Origin of the sequence: Hominimerdicola alba 8 (assembly GCF_000178155.2) — a bacterium.
GTDB lineage: Bacteria > Bacillota > Clostridia > Oscillospirales > Ruminococcaceae > Hominimerdicola > Hominimerdicola alba_C.
Genome location: NZ_ADKM02000100.1, coordinates 24,311 through 47,905, shown reverse-complemented (window position 1 = coordinate 47,905; position 23,595 = coordinate 24,311). Strand labels below are relative to the sequence as shown.

Genomic DNA, 23,595 nt, shown 5'->3' with positions numbered 1-23,595 from the left:
TCAGCCCTCCAGTTCTTTCAGATGTGCAGTCAGCTCCTCAACTGCCTGAGCATACTGCTCGGCGTTGGGTGCAGCGCCATGCCAGGAAACGTTATCCTCCATGTAGGATACGCCCTTGCCCTTTGTTGACTTCATAACGATGACAGTAGGCTGTCCGCAGACAGTTTCAGCCTCGTTGAAAGCCTTCTCCAGCGAATCGAAGTCATGTGCATCAGCTTCAACAACATGCAGACCGAATGCCTTGAACTTGTCAACTATCGGATATGGCGACATTACTTCGCTGATCTTGCCGTCGATCTGAAGACCGTTGTTGTCAACGATCATTACCAGATTATCCAGCTTGTAGTGAGCCGCGAACATAGCAGCCTCCCATACCTGACCCTCTTCTATCTCGCCGTCACCGAGAACGGTATATACTCTATACGTTTCGCCCTGATACTTTGCTGAAAGAGCCATACCTGCCGCAACAGAAACGCCCTGTCCCAGCGAACCCGATGACATGTCAACACCCGGTATGGTGATGCAGGGGTGACCCTGTAACAGCGCACCGATGTGTCTGAGGCTCTTAAGTTCTTCCTCCGAGAAGTAGCCCTTCTGAGCCAGTGTGGAATAAAGTGCGGGTGCTGTGTGACCCTTTGAGAGAACAAATCTGTCCCTGCTGGGTTCATCAGGCTTATCGGGGTAAACATTCAGTTTTGCAAAATAAAGATAGGTCAGCAGATCGGCTATCGAGAGAGAGCCGCCGGGATGACCGGATTTAGCGTTGAAAACGCCTTCGATTATGCCAAGACGAACCTTTGTGGCGGTTATCTCAAGCTGTTTTTTAAGTGTAGCGTCCATACAAATACCTCCGTATCGTAAGATTTTATTTCAGACGAGCCGCTGCCCGCAGTCAGATGTACAGTGATGGCATTCTGTCGGCACACATGACAGTTCTGCCATACCATGACATTCGTGCTGCGCATCAGCCAAGCTGTCCGTATATATACTCAAGCGCCGCCGCAACAGCGTCCTCTTCGCAGGACTTATCAAGCACGATGTCACACACCGCTTTGACTTCATCGACTGCATTTGAAGGACAGACTGCCAGGTCGGCTGCCTGCAGCATTTCAATATCATTATTGTAATCGCCCATCGCCACGAAGGTGTGATCCTCCATGCCGCATAGCCTGCGCATCTTTTCAAGAGCCGAACCCTTCGAGATGTTTTGTGGGAGTATTTCGTAATATTCGGGTGCGCTCCTCACAAAATCCACCCCTGACCAGCCGCGTTTTTGTACGTAGCTTATCAGTCTTTCCATCTTTTCAGGCTCGATGGCGAAAAGCACTTTATACCAGTTTTCAGGAATTTCCTCAACAGTGCATATCACAGGTTCTACCTTGCAGATGACATTATGTTTTGCCTCCAGCGGTGTCATCTGCGGAACATATACCGCGTCCAGCGTCAGCACCTCACAGCCTGCATCGGGGTTGTCACGGAGAATTTCCGCCACAATATCCCGCGTGAAGTCGGGCACGAAAACATCATGTATCTGTCTGCGTTCGGCAAGGTCATAGACCATACCACCGTTGCACATGATTATCGGGCAATTGACCGAAAACGAGTCAAAATACTGCTGTGCTGCCTGAAATGCTCTGCCCGTTGCGATGGAGAACTTACCGCCTTTACGCTGAAAATCCGCTATCGCATCGACGCTTCGCTTACCGGGCACTTTGCTTGACGGCAGGAACGTGCCGTCCATATCTGTTATCAGCAGTACCTTGCTAATATCTTCAAACATTAAAAATGTTATCCTTTCCTTAACTTATCAAGTATTCGGGTGAAATAATCGGGCAGTTGTGAGTCGAACTCCATATACTCACCTGTTTCGGGGTGGACAAAGCCAAGCTTTTTAGCGTGAAGGCACTGCCCCTCGATGCCCTTGTAGGGTCTGCCGTAAACATCATCGCCCAGTACAGGGTGACCGATGAATGCCGAATGCACCCTTATCTGGTGGGTACGCCCTGTTTCCAGCCTGAAACGAACCAGCGAATACTGACCCAACTCTTCTATGACCTCATAATGTGTGACAGCTTCTTTGCTGTTCTGATAAGTGACACACATCTTCTTGCGGTCGAACTTGCTTCTGCCTATCGGCTCGTTTATCGTGCCTGTAGGCTCTTTGAACCTGCCGACGCATACCGCGTTATATTCGCGGGTAAAGCTATGTTCCTTTATCTGCGCGGCAAGGCTGTTATGCGCCTTATCGGTCTTTGCGACCATCAGCAGACCGCTTGTGAATTTATCTATCCTGTGGACTATCCCCGGACGTATCACGCCGTTTATCGAAGAAAGCCGCCCCTTACAATGGTATAGCAGAGCATTCACCAGCGTGCCGTCGGGATTACCTGCGGCGGGGTGTACCACCATGCCTTTCGGCTTATTTACCACCAGCAGTGCATCATCTTCATAAACTATATCTATGGGGATATCCTGCGGTTCAGCCTTAAGTTCCTGCGGTTCCGGGATATCTACTGTTATCACATCGCCGTTTTTCAGCTTATAGTTTTTGCTGACCGCTTTGCCGCCCACCAGCACACTTCCGTCTTCGGTCAGCTTTTGAAGAGCCGAGCGCGACATATCGGACAGCTGTGCTGACAACAGCTTGTCTATCCTTGTGCCTGCATCTTCGGGTGCGGCGATGAACTCAAAGCGCTCACCCATTTTTCTCACCAGCTTTATCAGCCTTGCTCTTCTTAACATCGGAAATAATTATCGACAGGCAGAAGAGTATTGCGCCGATGACGATGCAGATATCTGCAAAATTGAATATTGGGAAATTAATCGGCTCGAACTTGATATAATCGATGACTTCGTGCATACGCACCCTGTCTATCAGGTTGCCGACACCGCCAGATATTATCATTGCGACTGAGATCATCTCCAGCTTTGAACCTTTGCGTATCTTATACATATAAACTATGCCTGCGATACACACGACTATCGGCAGCAGCACCAAAAACCATGTCTTGCCCGACATGATGCTCCATGCTGCACCTGTATTTCTTATATGAGTCAGGCTGAACAGCTTGAAACTGCCGAACTTTATGACCTCTATCACCTGTCCCAGTTCTATCTTATTATCTACCACAACTTTCAAACACTGGTCTATGGCGACAAGCAGCGCTGCAAGTATCAGTGAAAGTGCAAACATTGCACACCTACTCTCCGCGAGTTATTTATAACCGTCAAAAGGCCCTGCTTTAACAGAGCCTTTTTTCTATTAGTCGTTCTTCTTGCCGAACTGTAATTCATCAGGACTCGGCTTAGGCATTACAGGTGCAAATGAACCTGTGCTGAAAACCTTGTCAAGTTCAGAGTTCGATGCAGGATTTTCAAAGGGATTAGGTGCAGGCTCAGGGATATCATCTACCATATCCTTGCCATCTTCCTCGTAGTACTCGTCATCATCATCATAGTACTCGCCCTCACCGTTCTCATAAGCCTCAAGTTCTTCATCGGTAAGGGTAGGCAGCTGCATCACCAGCTTTATCTGCTCCTGATAAAGAGAAGTAAGCTGCGACTTGAAGTAAGTTACCTCAGCCCTGAGTTCGTCATAAGCTGCTCTCTCGTCATCGTAAGCATCTCTCAGTGCGTTTATCTTTGACTCGGTTATCTCGGTGTTCTCCTTGATAAGCGCTGCGCATCTTTCCTTATGCTCTCTCACTATCTTCTCGCACTCAGCAGCAGACTGTTCAGCCAGCTTTCTCTGCTCGCTCTTTGCTGTATCTACCATAGCGGCAGCTTTGTTCTTGGCATCGCTGATTATCTTGGCGGCTTCTTTCTGTGCAGAGAGCAGTGCGCTCTTGATAGCGTCCTCGTCCTCTTTATATTCGGTCACCTTTTCGACCAGTTTGGCTATTTTCTCCTCATTCTCAGCGTTTTCGGCTGCAAGTGCGGCGTAGTCATTGGCTACCTGTGACAGAAAGCTGTCAACTTCTGCCTGGCTATAGCCGTTTTTTTCTGATGTAAAATCTTTGGCTTTTATACTATTAGCTGTCATCATTTTTATAGCCCTCCTAAATATATTTACAAATAGTTATATGCAGTCTGTCCTTATGGCTGACGCCGTCCACCGACTTGACGAGGAACTTGCCGTATCCCCTTGCCGATATCTTTTCACCGACCTCCACATGTTTGCTCGTCTGCTCTGTTCTGACATGGGATATCTCTACCGCCCCGCCTTTTATAAGCGCAGAAGCCTTTTCTCTTGAGATCCTCAGTGCCAGCGAAAGCACACTATCGAGCCTCAGTGAAGCGACGGTTCCCGTTATTTCACGGAATTCCGGCATTATGACCGTTGAGGGATCAAACCCATCTTCTGTCTTTACGCCTACCCTGCCTATCTTGCTGACAGACATTACATCGCGCGCGGCAGTATCCTTGACGAAAACAGAAGTCCTGCCATCGCCCACAAGAATATCTCCCACGCAGTCACGGGTGATCCCGAGCGCCATCAGCGAACCCAGAAAATCTCTGTGGCTGAGTTTGTCTTCACTGCGGTATTTAAAGGTCACCGCAGTCATCGGAAAACTGCTTTTTATATCTTCATCGCCGTACTGCGGATAAACGCAGAGCATCTTTCGTTCAGCGCCCTCATATCCGCCCCACAGCAGGTAATTTTCGTATTTCACAGATGCCATGACTTTTTCACAAAGCCTGCACTGTCTTTCATCGAGAAATGCAGAATGCTTTGTTATGTATTTCTCCTCAGCCATCTCAGTCCAGTCCAGAAACCTTGACAGCAGACGTTTATCGTCATCGGTGATATCAGTCAGGAACGAGAAATTTCTCTGCATCTTTATCAGAAACTATAGCCGTTATTTTCCAGTTCGGTCAGCAGATCCTTGCCATCGAACTTCACATTCTTTGACATGATAGCGAAAGTCTTCTGTGCCATCATTTTGATCTGTGCCTTATTTGCGTAAGCAACGCCCGAAAGGAAATCAAGTATCCTCTTGGCATCGTCACTCTTTACCATTTCAAGGTTGAGTATTACTGTCTTGTATGCGTTGATGTCATCGCCAATGCTTCTAACCTCTGAAAAATCAATAGGTCTTGCAAGTACGATCTGTAAAGTTGTTGTCTGTTCAAAGCCCATAGTATGCTCCTCCTCATATGTTTTTTCCTGAGCGGGTCTGCCGGTAAAGCTAGGCTCGCCTGATGTGTACGGTTTTGAAAAAACATCATCATAGCCTTCTGTGAAGACTGAATTTTTTTCAGTTCCGCTGTTTTTTGAACCTGTATTTACTTTAAACCCGTTCAGCTCGCTTTCATGGTCAAAAATATCGTCTTTACCTGAGGAGCTGCGTTTTCCTTTCGGCATCGAGAAATCAGGATCGAAATCGGGCTGATCCGCCTCTTCCTCTTCGCCAAAGAAAAGATTTTTAAAACCTTTTACTAAGCCCATTTACTAACCCTCCAAATAGTTTCTGGCACCGAAAAGCGCAGTGCCTATCCTAACGAGATTTGAGCCGTGTTTTATGGCAAGCTCATAATCGCCCGACATTCCCATAGAAAGCGTTTCCATAGAAACACCGGGTACAGCCATTTCCTTTACACGCAGAAATATGCTGTGCATCTTGTCAAACATATCCTCACCACAGCCGACAGGAGGTATCGCCATAAGACCTTTGATGCGCACATTTTCAAGCTGTGCCGCCTCATAGATCAGTTCATCCAGCCCTTCTGCCGCGACCCCGCTCTTGCTCGCTTCGTCGCCTATATTTATTTCCAGCAGGACATCCATGACCCTGTCATTTTTTACAGCGAGTCTGTTTATCTCTTTTGCGAGTTTGATGCTGTCTACCGACTGTATCATTGCGACTTCGTTTATGATATACTTGACTTTATTTGTTTGCAGGCGTCCTATCATATGCACCTGCGCCGTTTTGTCGTACTGATCTTTTTTTGAAAGGTACTCCTGGACTCTGTTCTCGCCCAGAAGAGTGATGCCCTGCGAGATGGCAAAATTGATCTTTTCGGGCGCCACCGTCTTAGTCACCGCCATTATGCTGACATTATCATCAGCACTGCGGTACTTAGCCTTAGCATTCTCTACATTATATATAATTCTCTTATAGTTTTCCAGAACATTGCCGAACTCATTCTGAGGATCCGTCGTCCCGTTCGGCTTTACTGCTGACTGACACATCTTTATTTGATACCACCTCTAGCAGAATTTGATCGTAAAGCAGAAGATACTCCTCATCAGAAGTATTCTCCGACAGTACAAAATCATCGCCTTCATAAATGACATTTATTTTTTTGAAAGAAATATCCTTGCCAAGCATCACATAAACGCCCTTGTCATCGCCCTGAAATCTCAGCGCACTTCTGGGTACCCTGATGCCCTGATACTCGTCAAATATCAGTTTGGCGGAAAGCGCGCGCTGACCTACCAATGTCTGATCGACCCTGTCACAGTCAAGCACGACTATCATATTTTCGCCTGTTTTTTTCACTGAATCAACGGTGCAGTCATAGACAGTGCGTGACGAATTTAGTTTCAGCGACACTGCCGCATCATCGGTTATCCTCGAATCTGCCTTGACTATGCCGACTATCTTGCACTGATAGTTGTCAAAGGTCTTGCCGATGGCGTTTGCGGGGACGCTTTTGCCGCCCTTGATTATTTCACGTATCTGACTTTCGGTCAGCCTGCCGACATCAGACATTCTGAGTGAATCCTCATAACCGTCAGCATAAGACACGAAATAGCCTGTCCTGTCAGCCTTTATGGTATCCTGCGGCGCACCTGCGGCATCACTCAGCTCAGCCTTTTCAGCTTTCAGTTTGCTTATCGCGTCATCAAAGCCTGCTTCGGTGCCTGTTATGACACCGTACATATTGCTGTTCAGTTCGATCTGCGATTTTATTTCGGGCAGTTTATCCAGTTCCCTGTTTTCAATAGATTCAAGCAGCTGGTCATAACCGCGCCTTACCCCTGCCAGCAGTGCTTCAGGCTCAGCATAATTTGTCGTTGCGGGATCCTGCGCCTTTTCCAGCAGAGCGATCTGCTCATCTATCTCGGCTATCCTGTCTTTGGCGTAGATAGCCTGTTCAGACGGATAGACCTCTGCGATAGTGCTGTTCATCGATACCTTACTGCCGTCAGCATACTTATAATCAAGCACGCCGTCACCATTATAGGTGACAACGCTCTCATCCCTGACGATTATGCCGTCAAACAAAATATCTTCATTTACAGTGGCAAGCACCGCCTCTTCGGTATCATGCTTGTCATGTACAAAGTAATAGATCTGTGTACATATGGTCGTTATCATCAGTAAAGAAACAAGTCCCGCAAGTATTTTTACGGTCAATGAATTCATTTCTGCACGACCTTTTTAGCCTTCGCTCTGGTTAGTTCTTGTCGCGTCGTGGATATTTACCGAACGGTCGGGAACTATGGTGGAGATAGCATGCTTGTAAACAACGTTCTGCTTTCCCTCACAGTCAAGGAATACCACATAGCTGTCAAAAGCCTTTACTATGCCCTTGAACTGATAGCCGTTCATAAGTATGAACTTGACCATCACCTGCTCCTTCCTTGCCTGATTCAGAAAAACGTCCTGAAGATTGATATTCTTATTCATTTTTTACACTCCTTCTCTATTTCTTCGTGTAGGTTTTCACTTATCGGATATATCATTACAATACATCATTTTATATTATAACACATAATTTCTGATTTGGCTACTATCTTTTGAACATTTTCAATAATTTTTTTCAAATCGTCAAAAATATCAATTTTGACCCACGAAATATTGTCAACTCGCCTAAACCATGTCAGCTGTCTTTTAGCGTAATGTCTTGTTTCAAGGATTATTTTATCAAGGCACTCTTCAAGTGAAGCGCTGCCCTCGAAATATGGCACAAGTTCCTTATAGCCTATTGCCTGACCTGCTGTTGCAAGTCCGCCCTTTTGCCAGACTTCCCTGCATTCTTCCACCATGCCGTTTTCAGCCATTATATGTACTCTCCGCTCGATGCGGTCATATAGATATTGTCTGTTCTCGGCGGTCAGCCCTATGATACAAGCATTATAGGGCGATGGTTCGCGCCTGCTGTTTAGTTTATGTTCTGACAGTCTGGTACCTGTCAGTTCAAAGACTTCCAGTCCTCTTATAACGCGGGGAAGGTTATTCTCATGTACCTTAGCAGCAGTTTCGGGGTCTACCTCACACAGTTTCAGCCAGAGGGCATGTGCGCCCTCTTCTTTTGCCTGCTTCTCCAGGCGTGCGCGTATGGCGGGGTCACTGCCTGTGTCATCAAAGATTATATTATCCACCAGTGAACTGATATACAGCCCTGTTCCGCCGCATATTATCGGCAGATGTCCTCTGTTCCTGACTTCGCGTATCTTCTCTGATGCAAGCGTCACATAATCTGCCACGCTGAACGGTTCGCCCGCATCGAGAAAATCTATCAGATGATGGGGAACGCCCTGCATCTCTTCGATAGTCGGCTTTGCGGTGGCGATATTCAGTCCTTTGTATATCTGCATAGAGTCAGCCGATATAACTTCGCCGTCATAGAGTTTTGCCAGTTCTACCGCCAGTGCAGTTTTGCCCGATGCGGTCGGTCCTGCTATGACCAGCAGAGGTATTTTGTTTTCGTCCACCTTATCACCTCGTTTTATATCGGTCCTGCCGACACTTTTGCGGCATCGGCACTGTCATTCAACATCATATGGGTCAGACCAGTCTTCTGAACTGGCGTTCGATATCCTTTTTTGTCAGCTTTATCAGCACTGGTCTGCCGTGAGGACAATAGCGCGTTTCATTATTTTCGTAGACCGCATTGAGAAGTGCCTGCAATTCTATCAGTGTACTGTCATCATTTGCCTTTATCGCCGCTTTGCATGCGAGCGAATGGTAGAGGTCATCGAATATATCCAGCTGTGGGTCATGCTTGCACTGAATGAAATTCTTTGCAAGTGCAGTCACTACTTCGGTGGGGTTCTTGTCAGCGCCGAGAATTATCGGCACGCCCTTGACCGCCACTGTCGGTGCGACATCAGGTTCTATCTCGAAGCCCAGTCTGCCCAGTTTATCCACATTTGCCGCCAGCGCATCATATTCTTCATAAGAAAGCATGACCATGACGGGTTCGAGAAGCATCTGCGTTTCAAGTTCGTTTATATCGCCCTTTATCTTCTCGAAAATGTACCTTTCGTGGGCGGCATGCTTATCCATAAGCAGCATCTCGTCGCCCGCCTGTGCCACCACGTAGGTCTTGAAAAGTTCACCGACAACTATCGGCTTGGGCTTGTTGGGAGTACGCTTTACTTCCTGCACCACCGAACGCACAAAACTTCTGCCGCTGATGTAATGGAAACTGCTGTCGTTTTCATCGGGTGCATCGGGCAGAGGCATCTCCTGCAACACTTTGTTTATCTCTTCGACTGTTATCTTTTCCTTCGGTTTTGGTGCGGGTGCAGGTTCAGCACTGCCCAGTTCAGACAGGAAAAGGTCTTCGCCCGCCTTACGGCTTTCCTCATCTATGGGGATATTTTCTACCTTTGTCACTTTCGGCTCAAAAGGCTTTTCCTCAGGAGGCGGGGGAAGAGGTCTGTCATCTTCTGCCATCGGCTGATACTGAATTTTTTCAGGCTCGTGCTTCGGCTGAGGGGCGGGCTGTTCGGGTGTCATCATCTCTTTTGCAGGTTCGGTGACAACAGGCTTGACCATCTCCTCGCGAATGCTGTCGGCGGGGACTTCCTCAGTCAGTGTTTCTTTTTCTTCAACGCCGAATTCCAGCTGAACGCTGTTGTCTTCGGGCGGGAAATCGTAAAGTTCATGAGCGGAGAAATTCTTCTTTTTATCAAGCACCATCTCGCGGGGAGCATCGCGCTCCATCAGCGCGTTTTTCACGGCGAAATAGACGGCTTCGTGCATCAGCTTTTCATCGGAGAAGCGCACCTCTATTTTAGTGGGGTGTACGTTCACATCTACCGTGTTTGGCGGAACGTCTATATACAGCACACACGCGGGAAATTTTCCGACCATTATATTATTGCGGTAGGCTTCCTCCAGTGCGGCGGCGCAAGCCTTTGACTTGACAAATCTGCCGTTGACGAAAAAATTCTGGAACTTGCGGTTCAGCTTGGCTTCCAGCGGTTTGACCGCATGACCGTGAACGTGTATGCCCTGCCATGTATAGTCAACTTCTATCAGGCTGTTGGCAAATTCTCTGCCATAGACCGAATAAACTGCCGAATATATCTTGCCGTCACCTGCGGTAAGCAGTTCGGTCTTGTTATCGCGTATCAGTTTGAAAGAAATGTCAGGGTGAGAAAGGGTCAGCTTAGTGACAAGATCGGCAACGTGGTTTGCTTCGGAACTGTCTTTTTTTAGGAATTTAAGTCTTGCGGGAACGTTGTAGAAAATATCCCTTACAACAAAAGTAGTACCATCGGGACAGCCGCACTGCTCACTGGTCTTTTCCTCCGCGCCCTCGATAGCGTAGTGAGTGCCGTAGCTGTCGTCCTTGCGCTTGGTCAGCACATCGACTTTCGCCACCGCACAGATAGAAGCCAGCGCCTCACCGCGAAAACCGAGAGTCATTATGCTGTCAAGGTCATCTTTCTGCGAGATCTTGCTGGTGGCATGACGAAGAAAGGCAGTGGGCAGATCGTCGGGTGCGATGCCCTTACCGTTATCGGTGACGCGCATATAGGTGCGCCCGCCGTTCTTTATCTCAACGGTTATGTTCGTTGCGCCTGCATCTATGGCGTTTTCAAGAAGTTCCTTGACCACCGAAGCGGGTCTGTCGATGACCTCACCTGCGGCGATAAGTTCGGAAACTTCTCTGCTCAAAACTCTTATCTCTGACATTTTGCTTTCCTGTTCTATGGCTAAGTTCAGCCTTAAAGTTTATTATGGTCATCCCTTTGATACACCATTAAGAATAAAGGTATGGCAAGGAACATTTATGAGGTGTTTTCTTTTCCCCGCCTGCGGCGCGGGAAAGAAAACCGCCGGCTATTGTTATAGTAAACGCCGAAAGGCTGTTTGGTACGGTGGTCAGCGGGACAACCATATTTATTACACATACCTCAGCAGATCTTTGACGAATGCGCGGAGTTCTTCATCGTTCATTTCGTCAATATTGGTCTTGCGGAGTTTATCTGTCACTATGCTGTCGCTTATCTTATCGAATGAGATCTGGTCGGCATCGGCTTTTGCGGCGGCAGCCTTTGCTTTGATGGCTTCGGCTTCCATCTCGCCCAGCAGAGATTTGGCTCTGCCGATTATCTTGCTTGGCAGACCTGCCAGCTTTGCAACTTCGATACCGTAACTCTCATCTGCGCCGCCTGGAACTATCTTTCGCAGGAACTTGATATTATCGCCCTGACGCTTGACTGCAACAGAGTAATTTTTTACTCCCGTAAGTTCATCTTCAAGGGATATAAGTTCATGGTAATGGGTGGCGAAAAGGGTCTTACAGCCCAGCGAACGCGATGTGGAGATATACTCAGACACCGAGCGGGCTATGGCTATGCCGTCAAAAGTAGAAGTGCCTCTTCCCACTTCATCGAGGATAACAAGGCTGTCTTTGGTGGCATGTTTTACTATGTCTGCGACCTCACTCATTTCCACCATGAAAGTTGACTGACCGGCGGTGAGGTCATCAGATGCGCCTATACGGGTGAATATCTGATCGACCACCGAGATCTTGGCGTAATCGGCGGGCACGAAACAGCCTATCTGTGCCATAAGGGTTATCAGCGCCACCTGACGCATGTACGTGGATTTACCCGACATATTTGGTCCCGTAATGACAGACATGCGGTTGCTGCCCAGATCAAGATAAGTATCGTTGGGCACGAAGACCTCATCTGTCTGCATAAGTTCTACAACGGGATGTCTGCCGTTTTTGATGTTTATTATGCCGTCGATGGCTATCTCAGGCTTGGTGTAGTTATTCTTTATAGCCGCAGTCGCGTAGGAACAAAGCACATCTACCTCAGCGACAGCAGTGGCTGTATCCTGCACTATGCGAAGCTGTGTGGCGATAAAGTCGCGCACTTCAGTGAATATCTCCTGTTCGAGTGAGAGTATCTTATCACTGGCACCGAGAATCGTATTCTCAGCCACTTTCAGTTCATCGGTTATGAAGCGCTCGCAGTTGGTGAGGGTCTGCTTTCTGATATAGTTATCGGGTATCAGGTCATAGTAGGATTTTGTGACTTCGATATAGTAGCCGAAAACGCGGTTATAGCCTATTTTCAGCGTTTTGATGCCCGTTTTTTCCTTTTCACGCTCGGCAATGTCATCTATTATGCCCTTGCCGCCTGAGATTATATTTCTCAGACCGTCAAGCTGTTCATTGAAGCCGTCGCGTATCACTCCGCCGTCCTTGACATTTGCGGGCGGTTCATCGACCAGTGCATTTTCCACCAGATTTGAAATGGCATCAAGGGTGGAGATGCGGCGGTTACAGTCTTTGAGCAGTTTGCCGTCAAATGCCGAAAGCTGTTTTTTCAGGTCGGGAAGTTTCAGTGCAGTAAGCGAGAGCGACTTGATATCGCGGGGGCTGGCAGACTTGTACATCACCCTTGTCATAAGGCGTTCAAGGTCATACACGCCGCCGAGAACTTCCTTTATCTCGCCCAGTGCAACGGGGTCGCGCACCAGCTGTTCAACAGCATTGAGTCTGTCGATTATCTTTGCGGGATTAATGAGCGGCTGTTCGAGCCATGATTTCAGCATACGGTTGCCCATTGAGGTCTTGGTATTGCTGATGACCCAAAGCAGAGAACCTTTTTTCTGCTTATTGCGAAGTGTTTCGGTAAGTTCGAGATTGCGCCTTGCGGTAAAGCCGATGGTCATTATCGGGTCGGCATCGTGGCGGGTTATCTCGGAAAATCTGCCGACAAGCGCTTTCTGGGTATCATGGATATAGGCGAACAATCCGCAGACCGCGAATGCGCTTATACTGTCAGCTTTCAGTCCCAGCGAGTCGAGGCTGTTGACCGAGAACTGGGTCAGCACTTCATCGGTGTGGTGTTCGGGGTCGAAGTCTGCATCTTCAAGCAGCTGGACGCTGGTCTTTATCTTTTCACGGATAAAGGCTGATATCTCCTTATTCGAGAGGACAGCATCGTTTATAAGTATCTCGGAGGGAGAAAATCTGGACAGTTCGTTTATAGCGCTGTTTGCGGTATCTTTGCCCGAAAATTCAAACAGATGCACCTCGCCTGTGGAGATATCCGCAAGGCAGAGCGAGGCTTCCTTAGCTTTCATATAGAACGCGCAGAGATAATTGTTTGACGATTCATCGAGCATACTGCTCTCAATAAGTGTACCCGGTGTGACCACCCTTATGACCTCACGGGGGACAAGTCCCTGACATTCGGAAGGGTCTTTGGTCTGTTCACATATCGCCACCATATGACCCTTTTCTATCAGTTTTTTCAGGTAGACATCGCAGGCATGGTAAGGCACGCCGCACATCGGTGCACGTTCTTCAAGACCGCAATCCCTGCCTGTGAGAGTCAGTTCAAGTTCTTTTGATACCAGCAGTGCATCTTCAAAAAACATTTCATAGAAATCGCCCAGTCGGTAGAAGAGGATATGGTTCTTATATTTTTTCTTCACCGCAGCATACTGCTGCATCATGGGCGTTAGCTTAGATTCGTCTATATCTTTCAGTGTCATCTCTGCCACTCCGTTCTATATAAAAGGTATCGCCCGACCGCTGCGCGCAAAATAAACACACCGCGCATGGTCGGGATAAGGTATCATCTGTAATTTATCAGCCGCAGCCGCCGCATGAAGCGCAGCTTCCCGAACAGCCTGTAGGTGCCTGAGCGGGGCAAGTCTCGGGATCTTCGCCGCCGGCTGCCTGCTGGAGGATATAGTAGACCGATTTCATCAGTGCATCTATCTCGTCCTTTGCTTCATTGAAAGCGATCATCTTGGGCATTGCCATTATCTCGTCATACAACTCTTTTATCTCGTTGTCGAGAGATGTGAGCCTGTCAGCGTCTTTATCGGGCTTGCGCATCTCAACGCCAAGTTCAGAGCGCAGCTGGTTAAATCTGCCGATGGAATTCTGAAGTTCGGTATCAGTGTCATTGAACTTTGCTGCTTCCTCGTACTTCTTATATCTTTCATCTTCCTGTATAGCTTTGCCAAGCTGTCTTGTGAGTTCGATAACGTTCATCATAGATCACTCCTGTAATATTATAGATTTTTATGACTATCCCTTCAGCACACCGGCTGAAAATGCGTTAAACAAAAGGATAATTGAGCGCCGCATATCTTCCTCCGCCTGCGTGGAGAAAGATATACGCCAAACATCTATAGCAATCCAACAATTTAAATTCACAAAATCCAGTTGCAAAAGCTCGGATCTATGGATTTTGTGACTGGATTTTGTCTGAATTTTAAGGCGGATTGCTATAAGTTCTGTAAAACCGCTGTTTTGGTAGTGTGTCAGCGAGATAACCACATAGATTTTTATTCTGAAACGAGTTCGCCGCTGAGTGCCCAGTTCATAGCTTTGGTTATGCGCACCCTGACAAATTCGCCTATATACTTTTTATCTGCCTTGACTTCGACGATGATATTTTCATCATTTTTGCCTGTCAGCCAGCCCTCTCCTGTCCTGCCCTCGCCCTCGACGAGTACTTCGACGGTCCTGCCGACAAATCTGCCGAACCATTCCGAAGTTATCTCGCGCTGTTCAAGCAGAAGTTCTCTCAGCCACAGACCTTTCTGCTTATCGGTCACATGGTCTTCAAACTTTGCTGCGGGAGTGCCGCTTCTTCTGGAATAAACGAATGAATAAATGTTGTCATACTTCACCCGCTTGATGACCTCTTTAGTTTCGCAGAATTCCTCATAAGTCTCACCCGGAAAACCTACTATCAGGTCGGTGGTAAAAGAAAAATCGGGGACACGGCTGCGAGCGTAGTCTATCATCTCCATGTATTTTTCCACTGTATAGCGGCGGTTCATGGCTTTAAGCACCCTGTTGCTGCCCGCCTGAACAGGCAGGTGCAGATGTGTACAGACATGCTCACAGTCGATTATCGCATCTATCAGTTCTTTAGTAGCATCTTTTGGGTGGCTGGACATGAAGCGTATGCGGTACTTGCCCTCTATCTTATCTATCTCGCGCAGGAGTGCGGGGAAGCCGTATTCATAGGAATTGACATTCTGCCCCAGCAGAGTTATCTCTTTATAGCCCTGTTCGACCAGACTGCGCACCTCAGCAATGACAGCTTCTGGCTTGCGGCTGCGCTCTCTGCCGCGAACATACGGTACTATGCAGTAGGTACAGAAATTATTGCACCCGTACATTATCGGCAGGAATGCCCTTACCTTATCCTCACGCAGCTGAGTCATGCTTTCGTCTATCTCGGTGCAGGCTTCGCTCTGGTTAAAGAGCCGCTTATGCTTTGAGATGACCTCCCACAGCATGGAATACATATCATTATAGGCAAAAGTGCCGAAAACAAGATCGACCTGACGATATGACGCTTTTATCTTTTCAGCGACATGCTTCTGCTGAGCCATACAGCCGCAGATACCTATCACAAGTTCACGGTTCTGCTCTTTAAGTTTTTTGAAATTGCCGATGTTGCCGAATACCCTGTCCTCGGCATTTTCGCGGACGGCGCAGGTATTGAGCAATATCAGCTGGGCGCTGTCGGTATCATCGGTGAAATCATAGCCCACCTTAGCCAGCATGCCTTTTATCTTCTCGCCGTCACTGACATTCTGCTGGCAGCCGTAGGAATGCACAAAAGCCAGCGGCGAATGACCATTATCGGCGCTATATTTTTCAGCCCATAACCTCAGACTTTCCACCGCGTCCTCACGGTCAGCGGCGGGGGTATAATTCTCTGTCATCATGTCCCTCATTTCAACACAAGATACTGTTATTCCATTTTAGTTTGCATACTTAATTATTATATATCTTTTTTCAGCATTTGTCAACTGATAGAAAATGAACAAAAAAACACATTACTCTGTAAAATTTTATTTTCCCCCTTGAAATCAGTCTGAAAATGGTGTATAATAAAGTGTAAAACTATATGAAGGGCAGGTAATGTCAATGAATAAAGAGGATATAAAGAAACTCAGCAAAAAGGTCAGCATAAAGCTGGATTCAAAGCCCGAAAAGGCTATAATGGCGGCTTCTGTTTCGACTGCGCTGGCGATACTGACGATACCCTCGAAGAAGAAAAAAGGCAAGCCGAATTTCTTTCAGCGTATCGGCAGATATTACAGTTCTATTGACAAACTGCTTGTAATGACAGTCGCAAAGGATATTGAGGCGGAGGAAAAGCGCAAAGCAAAGATGAAAGAATTCTCGGAAAAGAAGCTGCGCGACCTTGAGATAGAAGACTCTATCCCCATTGACCTTTCGGAATGTGCGGAAAAGTCGGAGAGCGGCGGCAATGACTGAGTATCTGACAAACTACCGCAAATATATACTGAAATGTCTGGAAAACGAGGGGTGCGACTTCGGACAGCTGCTTGAATATCACACTGAAAAGCTGCACCAATTCCAGCATGAGAGGTTCATTCACCTGATAGTGATGGTGCTGTTCGCGCTGTGTACCGTCATCACCATACTGGCGATAGCGTTATCCGAAAAGCTGATGCTGATACCGTTGGCGGTACTGCTGCTGGTGCTGCTGGTGCCTTACATCAAGCACTATTTCTTTCTGGAGAACACGGTACAGCTGCTATACAAGGACTACGATGCCATTTATAAAAAGGTACACGGCTTTTCACAGGAGGACTTGAAATGACCTACAACAAGGAACACTGGAAAGGCAGTGTGATAACATCTCCGCTGCCGCCAACGCTGGTAAGCTGCGCCCATGACGGCAAGGTAAACGTGCTGACTGTGGCGTGGACAGGCATACTCTGCACAAGACCGCCTGTGACTTATATTTCGGTAAGACCTGAGCGATATTCCTACGAGATGATAAAACAAAGCGGTGAGTTCGTTATCAATCTGCCCACCAAAGATATAATAAGGGCGGTGGACTACTGCGGCGTAAAGACAGGTGCAAAGACCGACAAGTTCGCGGAATGCGGGCTGCACACCGAAGATGCGGTGAAAGTTTCTGCGCCGCTTATCGCGGAATGCCCGGTCAGCATAGAATGTAAGGTGAGGGAGATAGTTCCCTTAGGCAGCCACGATATGTTCATAGCTGATATCGTGGGTATAGATTCGGCGCAGGAACTGCTCGATGAAAGCGGCAAGCTGTGTCTTGAAAAGGCGGGGCTGATAGCTTATGCTCACGGCGGATATTTTGAGCTTGGGAAGCAGCTGGGCAGCTTCGGATATTCTGTAAGGAAAAATAAAAAGCGCCGCAGGTAGCGGGCGCATGCAATACTATAGTAAAAGAGGAAAGTAAGTTATGAAGAAAGAAATGCTGACTATAGCGGCGGCGGCACTGGTATGCAGCCGTTTCAAGGTAAAGCGCGCCTTTGCGTGGAGTGCTGATGTACACAGGCACATAGTTGCAGATGCGCTGAAACTTCTGGAAAAGGAGAAAAAACTCAGACCTGCTGCCTTTTACAAGGACTGGCATGAGCAGATAACTGATGGTGCTTTACAGCCCGATAAGATGGGCGATATGGACAAAGGTTCGGGTATGCACTACTATTCCTGCATGAACGCTAAGGGCAAAGAACTGGAAGAAACAAAGGGGTTCTACCGCAACAGACTGGGCGAATTCTCTCCCAGTGCGAGGACGCTGTTCCGCGCAAACTACACGGCGGCAGTTTCACTTTACAAGAGCGGCAAGACCGGCGAAGCCATGACTGCGCTGGGAAGAGCGCTCCACTTTGTATCTGACATGGGCTGTACGCCCCATGTTGCCAACATGGCAAGCGGCATCAAGGCGAGCAACGTACACAATGCTTTTGAGAAGCAGATAAACAACAGCTATCAGAATTTCAGCGCTGACGGCTTTGACAAGCGGCTTTCAAAGCTGTACGAAAAGGCTGACCCCGCAGAAGCATTCAACAGGCTGATAAAGTATGCGGGCAAATATGTTGACACCATACTGCATCTCGACCCGAGAGCTTTTGACGACACTGCGAAGAACACTCTGCCTGTGACCGAACAGCATGTTATGGCTGTGCTGCTGAAATTCTACAAAGATTGCAATGAGGACAGCGGCAATTTCCTTTGTGACGGCAAGATGTACTGCTTCAAGAATGAAGCGAGCGGTCTGCTGCTGACGGTGACCAAAAAGGGCATCCTACCCGATGAAGCAGATAAGGACAGAGAGCAGAAGATGATGGTTTGCCTCAGCGAGAAAGGCACTTTCGGTCTTAAAGTCGCTGACGGCGGATATGTCAACAAGAAGTGCAGCGGCTATGACTATCTTAAGATAGACGGCAAAGCTGCGCAGTTCCGTGTTGAGGCACTGGGCAACCGCAGGTTTGTAATAACCACCGAAGAAAGCGGCTATGCAAAGGTTCTGACAGGCAAGGGCGGAAAGCTGACAACTGCGGCTTACGAACCCGAAAACAGCAGTATGATCTGGATAATCAACTAAAATAACAGAACGTGACCGTCTGCCGCGCTGTGATATTCAGCGGGCAGGCGGTATTTTTTTGCCTAAGCTGTGTCATGCTGAACTCTGCTGCATATTATGTAAGTGAGGACGGAAAGTCCTTATGAATAAAAAAATAACGGAGGAATAAATCATGGCAACATTTTACAATCAGGCAGCATTCAGCTACAACGGCAACACCATCAACTCAAACATCACCACAGGTGAGATCGTGCAGTCGCTTACCGCAGACAAGACTTCGCTTCTGCCGACCTACAGTCCCAACGGTGTTGTGACTTATGTCATAAGCATCACAAACGACAGCAATTCGGCTTTTACGGATCTGACTGTCACAGATGATCTGGGCGCATATGAAACCGCTGAGGGTCAGACCGTCTACCCGCTGGATATCATGACAGAGTCGGTAAAGTATTTCATCAACGGTGAGGAACAGCCTGCACCTACTGTGACAGCTGAACAGCCGCTGACACTGGACGGTATCGATATACCCGCTGAGGGTAACGCGTTGATAGTATATCAGGCAAGGGCGAACAGCTTCGCATCGCCTGCGGCTGACGGTTCTATAACCAACACCGCTGTCATTTCAGGTGCGGCACTGACAGAGGATATGACCGTTTCTGCCACTGTGACTGCGGTACAGCAGCCTGTCATAAGCATGGTAAAGACACTGTCGCCAACAACTGTAAGCGAAAACAGTCAGGTGACTTACTCCTTTACCGTCTACAACTACGGCAACACCGAAGTTGCTGCGACTGACAACGCTGTGATAACCGACACCTTCACACCTGCGCTTAGAGATATAACGGTGACTATGAACGGTCAGACAAAGACCACAGGCTACAGCTATGACGAGGTTTCGGGTCTGCTGACAACTTCTGAGGGTGCTGTCACCGTTCCTGCGGCGACGATATCACAAGACCCTGTAACAGGCGAATATGCCGTAGTTCCCGGAACAGTAGTGATCACAGTAACAGGCACTATCTGACAAATGCACAAAAAAGGCAGGGGGCTTCCCTGCCTTTACATATTTCATGATCATTCATAGACTGCTGTTATGGTACAGTCGGCTGACAGTGTCACTTCTGTGATATCGGAATCAGGGTCGGAAAGTTCAGCACCGTCAGCTTCCCATCTGACGAACTTGCCTGCTTTCGGATCAGCTGTCAGGGTAATGGGGTAAGCGGTGTAGTACTCCCCCGAAAAATCCGAACTGAGGTCGAGGGCAGTGGTATTCATTACCGCGCCGCCCTTCGCGCTGTCAGAAGTCCTGACAGTAACGTTCACCTTATTTCCGGGCTTGAAGCTGTCGGTGATGTGATACATGAATACATCATATCTGCCGTCAAGAAAATCTCTGAGAAGCATGGTGTTGTAGTCAAGACCGTCCTTTGCGTATTTTGGACCAAAGCGAGTGAAAGTGTCCTTGACCAGCGGCTTGTACAGCGCTGACATATCATCGAAAGCATCATCGACCTTTCCCTTTTCAAAGCTGATATTACGCATATCACACAGGGACAGAATAAACATCTGCTTGAAATCATCATTGTTCAGCAAACTGCGGAATATATCGATGGGGGGCTGTTCGAGGTCTTTGAAAGTTTCTGTGGCAGAGATAGCTTTTTTGATAAAATTGCTGTCATAGTTCTGACCGCCTGCATATATGCCGCAGGAATAGTCGGTGTCATAGACCATCATGCGCCACCTGCCGTCTGCGACATCAGCCGCACCGCCGCCGTCACGAACGCGCCACATGCGCCAGTTGTTGCCCTGCACTATGCTGTCCTCGTTGGCGATATAGATGTTGAAAGCCATGTAATCGGCAAGGCTCTGCATATCTATCATATCGCAGGCTTTAGCGTAGTTATCGGCATCTGACATATCATTGGCGGTGATGAACTCGTACATATCGCTGTAGAGTTTTATGTCGTCTTCCTCGCCTTCTTCTATCTCGCCGCATTTAATCATGACAACATTCTTGTTGTCGATATCGTAATTGTTGGCGATATAGTTATCGCTGTAGTCTTCAACGAGAGTGTACATGCCCCAGTATTCGCCGTCGATAAAAGCCACTACAGGGGTGAACTGCTGTGTTTCCAAGGAAGTCTTGTCGGCTATCATCGACTGTAACAGCGGGTCGCGTATCTTAGCGAAGTTACAGTCGTTTCCGCCGTTCCTCAGCACGAAGGACTTGTATTTCTCCACATTCCCGTTACCGTCAGAACGGGCGTTATCGGGAATTATCTCACAGCTGACATTTTTCTCACCGTACTCCTTGCGTGCGGTAAGGCGCAGACTCTTCTGGTACTCGTTGCGGGAAGCCGCACCCATCGTGCGCACGCCCATATCCTGTGCAAAAGCGGAAGTGCCGTCAGGAAGGAGATATTCCACATAGACAGGGCGCTCCCATTCCCTGCCGCGCTGGGTGTAATTTGCTTCATGCTTCCAGCCATCGAGAGAGGCGTTGCTTTTATCTTCTGCAAGCCATTCATCGTGGCATCTGCCCAGTGTATATATGCCTTTGTCGTAATCGAAGAGGTCTGACTGGTCTATCATTATTGAGATGACAGGCACATCGCCGTATTTTTTCTGTCTGTCTATACCCACGAAGAAAGTGTGCGAGATGACCTGACCGTGACTGCCCTTGTCATCAAAGGCGGCGGCGCGGATAACGTTGCCTTTCAGCACGTTCATGGGCGGATTATAATCTCCGTTGGCCGAGATGTCGCGATGTTCGGCAAGGGTGGCAAAATCGCCTTTGCGGTCGGTAAGACGGATAGCTTCGGTATACTCCTGCGAAGAAGCGGTAGGCAGGCTTCCGTCGGTTGTGTATCTGATAATCATGCCATCGCCCGCAGAAAGTTCAAGCGACTGCTCGCTGTCATAGAAGCCGCTTTCAAGGCTGAACGCCACCTGTGGCAGGTTCTCGTCAAATGTCGAGTCAACAGGGACTTCGGGAGCATCTTTATCCTCGCCCTCAGCCTGAGCAGACTGCGTATCTGCCGCTTTGTTGCTGTCTTTATTACCGCCTGAACTGTCAGCACAGCCTGTCACCGAAATGGCAAGCACTGCCGCCGCCAGCAGAGCAATTATTCTTTTGCTGTTCATTTATTGTCATTTCCTTTCAAATAAAAGCAGCCTGTTTACCGAAGCAAACAGGCTGTGCGATATTTACATGGTCAGAGCTCACGGCTCATGCACCGAAAGCTCTCTGGTCTGCCCCCAACCCAGAGGGCAGTATATGATTCTTTCGGAAGCTATCCGAATAAATCACTTCCCTGCTCACCGTAAAAAGCCTGAAAACATCAGATGAGCCAGCCGTTGCAAAAGACACCTGATGGCGTCTTTATGATGTTTTTGTCTGCCGAGCTATCGGCGGGCATACGAAACACATTCGTATCTCGTCAATGATATTATAACAAATATGCGGTCATTTGTCAAGGGTTTTTAATCAAAATTTATAATTATTTTCTGACGGATAATGTCGAAAAAAAATAATAACATATTTAGCCATAAAAAATCGTCCCCGCACTGTAGCGGGGACGAAAGACATCACATATATCTGTGGTTGAGCATCTGGGGTGTATAAGCCTTGAAATCACCGTCGCTGTCATAGTAGACAGTCAGAACAACGGGCTGTTCATCGCCGCTGTCATTTTCGTACCAGTAGCGGTAGATATAGGCAGTGCCGTCCTTAGTATAAGATATGCTGTAATAGTCCATATCAAGTTCTTTATCGATCGTGGACTTATCGGTGCCTGTGGTGAACTTATCAAGATTCACCATATGCTCCTTTTTTACACCCTTTATATCGCTCTTTATACTCTTGAAGTCACAATAGCGCACTTCGGTTATCCTGTCATTTTCATCGGTCTTGAAAATGACTGCCCATTCGGGATAAGTCACACCGTCGATGCGGACATCGTCATCAGACTCGGCAACGTAGTTATAGTCGATAACAGCAGTCAGCCCTTTATAGCCCGACTCCTGCTTTATCTTAAAGTCCATCTTTTTGGACGCTGTATCAAAATCAGCGCCGATGAAGTCAGCCGCTTTTTTAGCGTACTTTTCGCCCTTTGTGCTGATAGACCTGAATATCAGCACGACCACAAGAATGATGACCAACAGTGAGAGCAGGGCGATAGCTATCAACTTGATACTGTGAAGGTCCGGCTTCATACTGCCTTTGAGTCTGCCAACCTTATCTTTTTTCTTACCCTTTGACTTTGGTACATCAGGCTCAGGCTCTTCACGCTTCTCAAAAATTTTAGCGGCGAGTTTGGTATCAATAAATAACTCAGACCCACACGAGGGGCAGAGAGCATCATGGTCACCAACTGATTTTCCGCACATCGGACATTTCATTCTTGTACACTCCTCACTTTCGGCAATGCCGTTATTTCTCTTTTTCTATATCATTCTCAGCAGTTCAGCTTTGAACAGCTGCTCGGTGCTGTCCTGCAAATAGCAGTAATAATCCTGAAAGGCGATATTATCCTCTGCACCGTCAAGCAGGTAAAACAGCGTTTTTTCGATTATGCTGACCCACTGAAGGAGCTGCTCCTGTTCATGGGCAGACATTGTTTTATTTGCGCCGCCGTTGGGCGGTGTGCACCACATTCTCGTCAGACGTATTATACTTGTGATATCGTAGACGAGATTTTTATCTATCTTCTCAGCAGTAAGGTCTTCTCTGAGAATACGAATGCTCTCCATTATCTGGATGAAGTTATCTTCGTTAAGTTCGCCGCCGGACGGTCGCAGACGACCGATAAAGCCGAATTCCCACCTTGGGTCTTCGACATTGGTATTACGGCAGGAGTGATAGGAGAGAACTTCCAAAGCCTCATTTTTTGTCATATTATTCTAGCCTCCGACAGGTGTTCTTGTTCTGAAACGACCCTAAATTATATTATATCACACTATTTTACAAAAGTAAAGACAAATGTGTAAGAAAATTAAGGTTTTTGCCCCTATACCAGCCTTTTTCTACAAAG

At 47.7% G+C, this 23,595-nt stretch carries 23 protein-coding genes; 5 read left to right on the top strand and 18 right to left on the bottom strand.

The annotated features are described in order from the left end of the window. The 15 genes from CUS_RS12490 to miaB all read right to left on the bottom strand — a co-directional run bounded on the left by CUS_RS12490 (position 1) and on the right by miaB (position 15,908). Positions 1-840, bottom strand: a complete 840-nt coding sequence (locus CUS_RS12490; RefSeq protein WP_002851280.1) for a transketolase — start codon at positions 838-840, stop codon at positions 1-3. Between the two features lie 124 nt (positions 841-964). Continuing rightward, complete coding sequence (locus CUS_RS12485) at positions 965-1,780, bottom strand: Cof-type HAD-IIB family hydrolase (RefSeq protein WP_002851182.1); 816 nt, start codon at positions 1,778-1,780, stop codon at positions 965-967. Between the two features lie 8 nt (positions 1,781-1,788). Then, the gene (locus tag CUS_RS12480; RefSeq protein WP_002851184.1) at positions 1,789-2,703 is read right to left on the bottom strand and encodes an RluA family pseudouridine synthase; all 915 of its coding nucleotides are present in this window, start codon (positions 2,701-2,703) and stop codon (positions 1,789-1,791) included. Then, complete coding sequence (lspA, locus tag CUS_RS12475) at positions 2,696-3,193, bottom strand: signal peptidase II (RefSeq protein WP_002851203.1); 498 nt, start codon at positions 3,191-3,193, stop codon at positions 2,696-2,698. The genes CUS_RS12480 and lspA overlap by 8 nt, the downstream gene beginning before the upstream one ends. A gap of 69 nt (positions 3,194-3,262) precedes the next feature. Next, positions 3,263-4,045: a DivIVA domain-containing protein gene (locus tag CUS_RS12470; protein WP_002851254.1), complete on the bottom strand. Its 783-nt coding sequence runs from the start codon at positions 4,043-4,045 to the stop codon at positions 3,263-3,265. A 13-nt stretch (positions 4,046-4,058) separates the two neighbouring features. Further along, on the bottom strand, positions 4,059-4,838 hold the full coding sequence (locus CUS_RS12465) for an RNA-binding protein (protein ID WP_002851232.1): 780 nt from the start codon (positions 4,836-4,838) through the stop codon (positions 4,059-4,061). 5 nt (positions 4,839-4,843) lie between these two features. Further along, entirely contained in the window at positions 4,844-5,449 is a 606-nt protein-coding gene (locus CUS_RS12460) for a cell division protein SepF (protein ID WP_002851238.1), read from the bottom strand. 3 nt (positions 5,450-5,452) lie between these two features. Further along, a complete protein-coding gene (locus CUS_RS12455; RefSeq protein WP_002851221.1) occupies positions 5,453-6,193 on the bottom strand; it encodes a YggS family pyridoxal phosphate-dependent enzyme in 741 nt (246 codons plus the stop codon). Beyond that, entirely contained in the window at positions 6,144-7,373 is a 1,230-nt protein-coding gene (locus tag CUS_RS12450) for an HlyD family efflux transporter periplasmic adaptor subunit (protein WP_002851278.1), read from the bottom strand. Before CUS_RS12450 ends, CUS_RS12455 begins: the two co-directional genes overlap by 50 nt. Positions 7,374-7,388: 15 nt before the next feature. Continuing rightward, positions 7,389-7,637 (bottom strand): RNA chaperone Hfq, encoded by a 249-nt coding sequence (gene hfq / locus CUS_RS12445; protein WP_002851215.1) that lies wholly within the window; start codon positions 7,635-7,637, stop codon positions 7,389-7,391. 65 nt (positions 7,638-7,702) lie between these two features. Continuing rightward, on the bottom strand, positions 7,703-8,665 hold the full coding sequence (gene miaA, locus CUS_RS12440) for a tRNA (adenosine(37)-N6)-dimethylallyltransferase MiaA (protein WP_002851262.1): 963 nt from the start codon (positions 8,663-8,665) through the stop codon (positions 7,703-7,705). 73 nt (positions 8,666-8,738) lie between these two features. After that, positions 8,739-10,880, bottom strand: coding sequence for a DNA mismatch repair endonuclease MutL (gene mutL, locus CUS_RS12435; RefSeq protein ID WP_002851273.1), 2,142 nt, complete (start codon positions 10,878-10,880; stop codon positions 8,739-8,741). 210 nt (positions 10,881-11,090) lie between these two features. Then, on the bottom strand, positions 11,091-13,706 hold the full coding sequence (gene mutS, locus CUS_RS12430) for a DNA mismatch repair protein MutS (RefSeq protein WP_002851274.1): 2,616 nt from the start codon (positions 13,704-13,706) through the stop codon (positions 11,091-11,093). Between the two features lie 97 nt (positions 13,707-13,803). Continuing rightward, a complete protein-coding gene (locus CUS_RS12425; RefSeq protein WP_002851163.1) occupies positions 13,804-14,217 on the bottom strand; it encodes a YlbF family regulator in 414 nt (137 codons plus the stop codon). 293 nt (positions 14,218-14,510) lie between these two features. After that, on the bottom strand, positions 14,511-15,908 hold the full coding sequence (gene miaB / locus CUS_RS12420; protein WP_002851213.1) for a tRNA (N6-isopentenyl adenosine(37)-C2)-methylthiotransferase MiaB: 1,398 nt from the start codon (positions 15,906-15,908) through the stop codon (positions 14,511-14,513). A 199-nt stretch (positions 15,909-16,107) separates the two neighbouring features. On the opposite strand from miaB, the gene CUS_RS12415 reads away from it, so the two are divergent. The 5 genes from CUS_RS12415 to CUS_RS12395 all read left to right on the top strand — a co-directional run bounded on the left by CUS_RS12415 (position 16,108) and on the right by CUS_RS12395 (position 19,586). Continuing rightward, a complete protein-coding gene (locus CUS_RS12415; RefSeq protein WP_227945382.1) occupies positions 16,108-16,467 on the top strand; it encodes a hypothetical protein in 360 nt (119 codons plus the stop codon). After that, positions 16,460-16,816: a hypothetical protein gene (locus tag CUS_RS12410; protein ID WP_002851314.1), complete on the top strand. Its 357-nt coding sequence runs from the start codon at positions 16,460-16,462 to the stop codon at positions 16,814-16,816. Before CUS_RS12415 ends, CUS_RS12410 begins: the two co-directional genes overlap by 8 nt. Next, on the top strand, positions 16,813-17,394 hold the full coding sequence (locus tag CUS_RS12405) for a flavin reductase family protein (RefSeq protein ID WP_002851286.1): 582 nt from the start codon (positions 16,813-16,815) through the stop codon (positions 17,392-17,394). Before CUS_RS12410 ends, CUS_RS12405 begins: the two co-directional genes overlap by 4 nt. A gap of 40 nt (positions 17,395-17,434) precedes the next feature. Continuing rightward, positions 17,435-18,583, top strand: a complete 1,149-nt coding sequence (locus tag CUS_RS12400; protein WP_002851198.1) for a zinc dependent phospholipase C family protein — start codon at positions 17,435-17,437, stop codon at positions 18,581-18,583. A 151-nt stretch (positions 18,584-18,734) separates the two neighbouring features. Further along, a complete protein-coding gene (locus tag CUS_RS12395; protein ID WP_002851256.1) occupies positions 18,735-19,586 on the top strand; it encodes a hypothetical protein in 852 nt (283 codons plus the stop codon). Between the two features lie 50 nt (positions 19,587-19,636). Here CUS_RS12395 and CUS_RS12390 read toward each other — a convergent pair whose 3' ends face one another. The 3 genes from CUS_RS12390 to CUS_RS12380 all read right to left on the bottom strand — a co-directional run bounded on the left by CUS_RS12390 (position 19,637) and on the right by CUS_RS12380 (position 23,458). Then, positions 19,637-21,706 carry a CotH kinase family protein gene (locus CUS_RS12390; protein ID WP_002851167.1) on the bottom strand — a complete coding sequence of 690 codons (2,070 nt, stop codon included), beginning with the start codon at positions 21,704-21,706 and terminating at the stop codon, positions 19,637-19,639. A gap of 444 nt (positions 21,707-22,150) precedes the next feature. Next, the gene (locus tag CUS_RS12385) at positions 22,151-22,963 is read right to left on the bottom strand and encodes a zinc-ribbon domain-containing protein (protein WP_002851226.1); all 813 of its coding nucleotides are present in this window, start codon (positions 22,961-22,963) and stop codon (positions 22,151-22,153) included. 45 nt (positions 22,964-23,008) lie between these two features. After that, positions 23,009-23,458, bottom strand: a complete 450-nt coding sequence (locus CUS_RS12380; protein WP_002851247.1) for a hypothetical protein — start codon at positions 23,456-23,458, stop codon at positions 23,009-23,011. Positions 23,459-23,595: the final 137 nt, after the last annotated feature.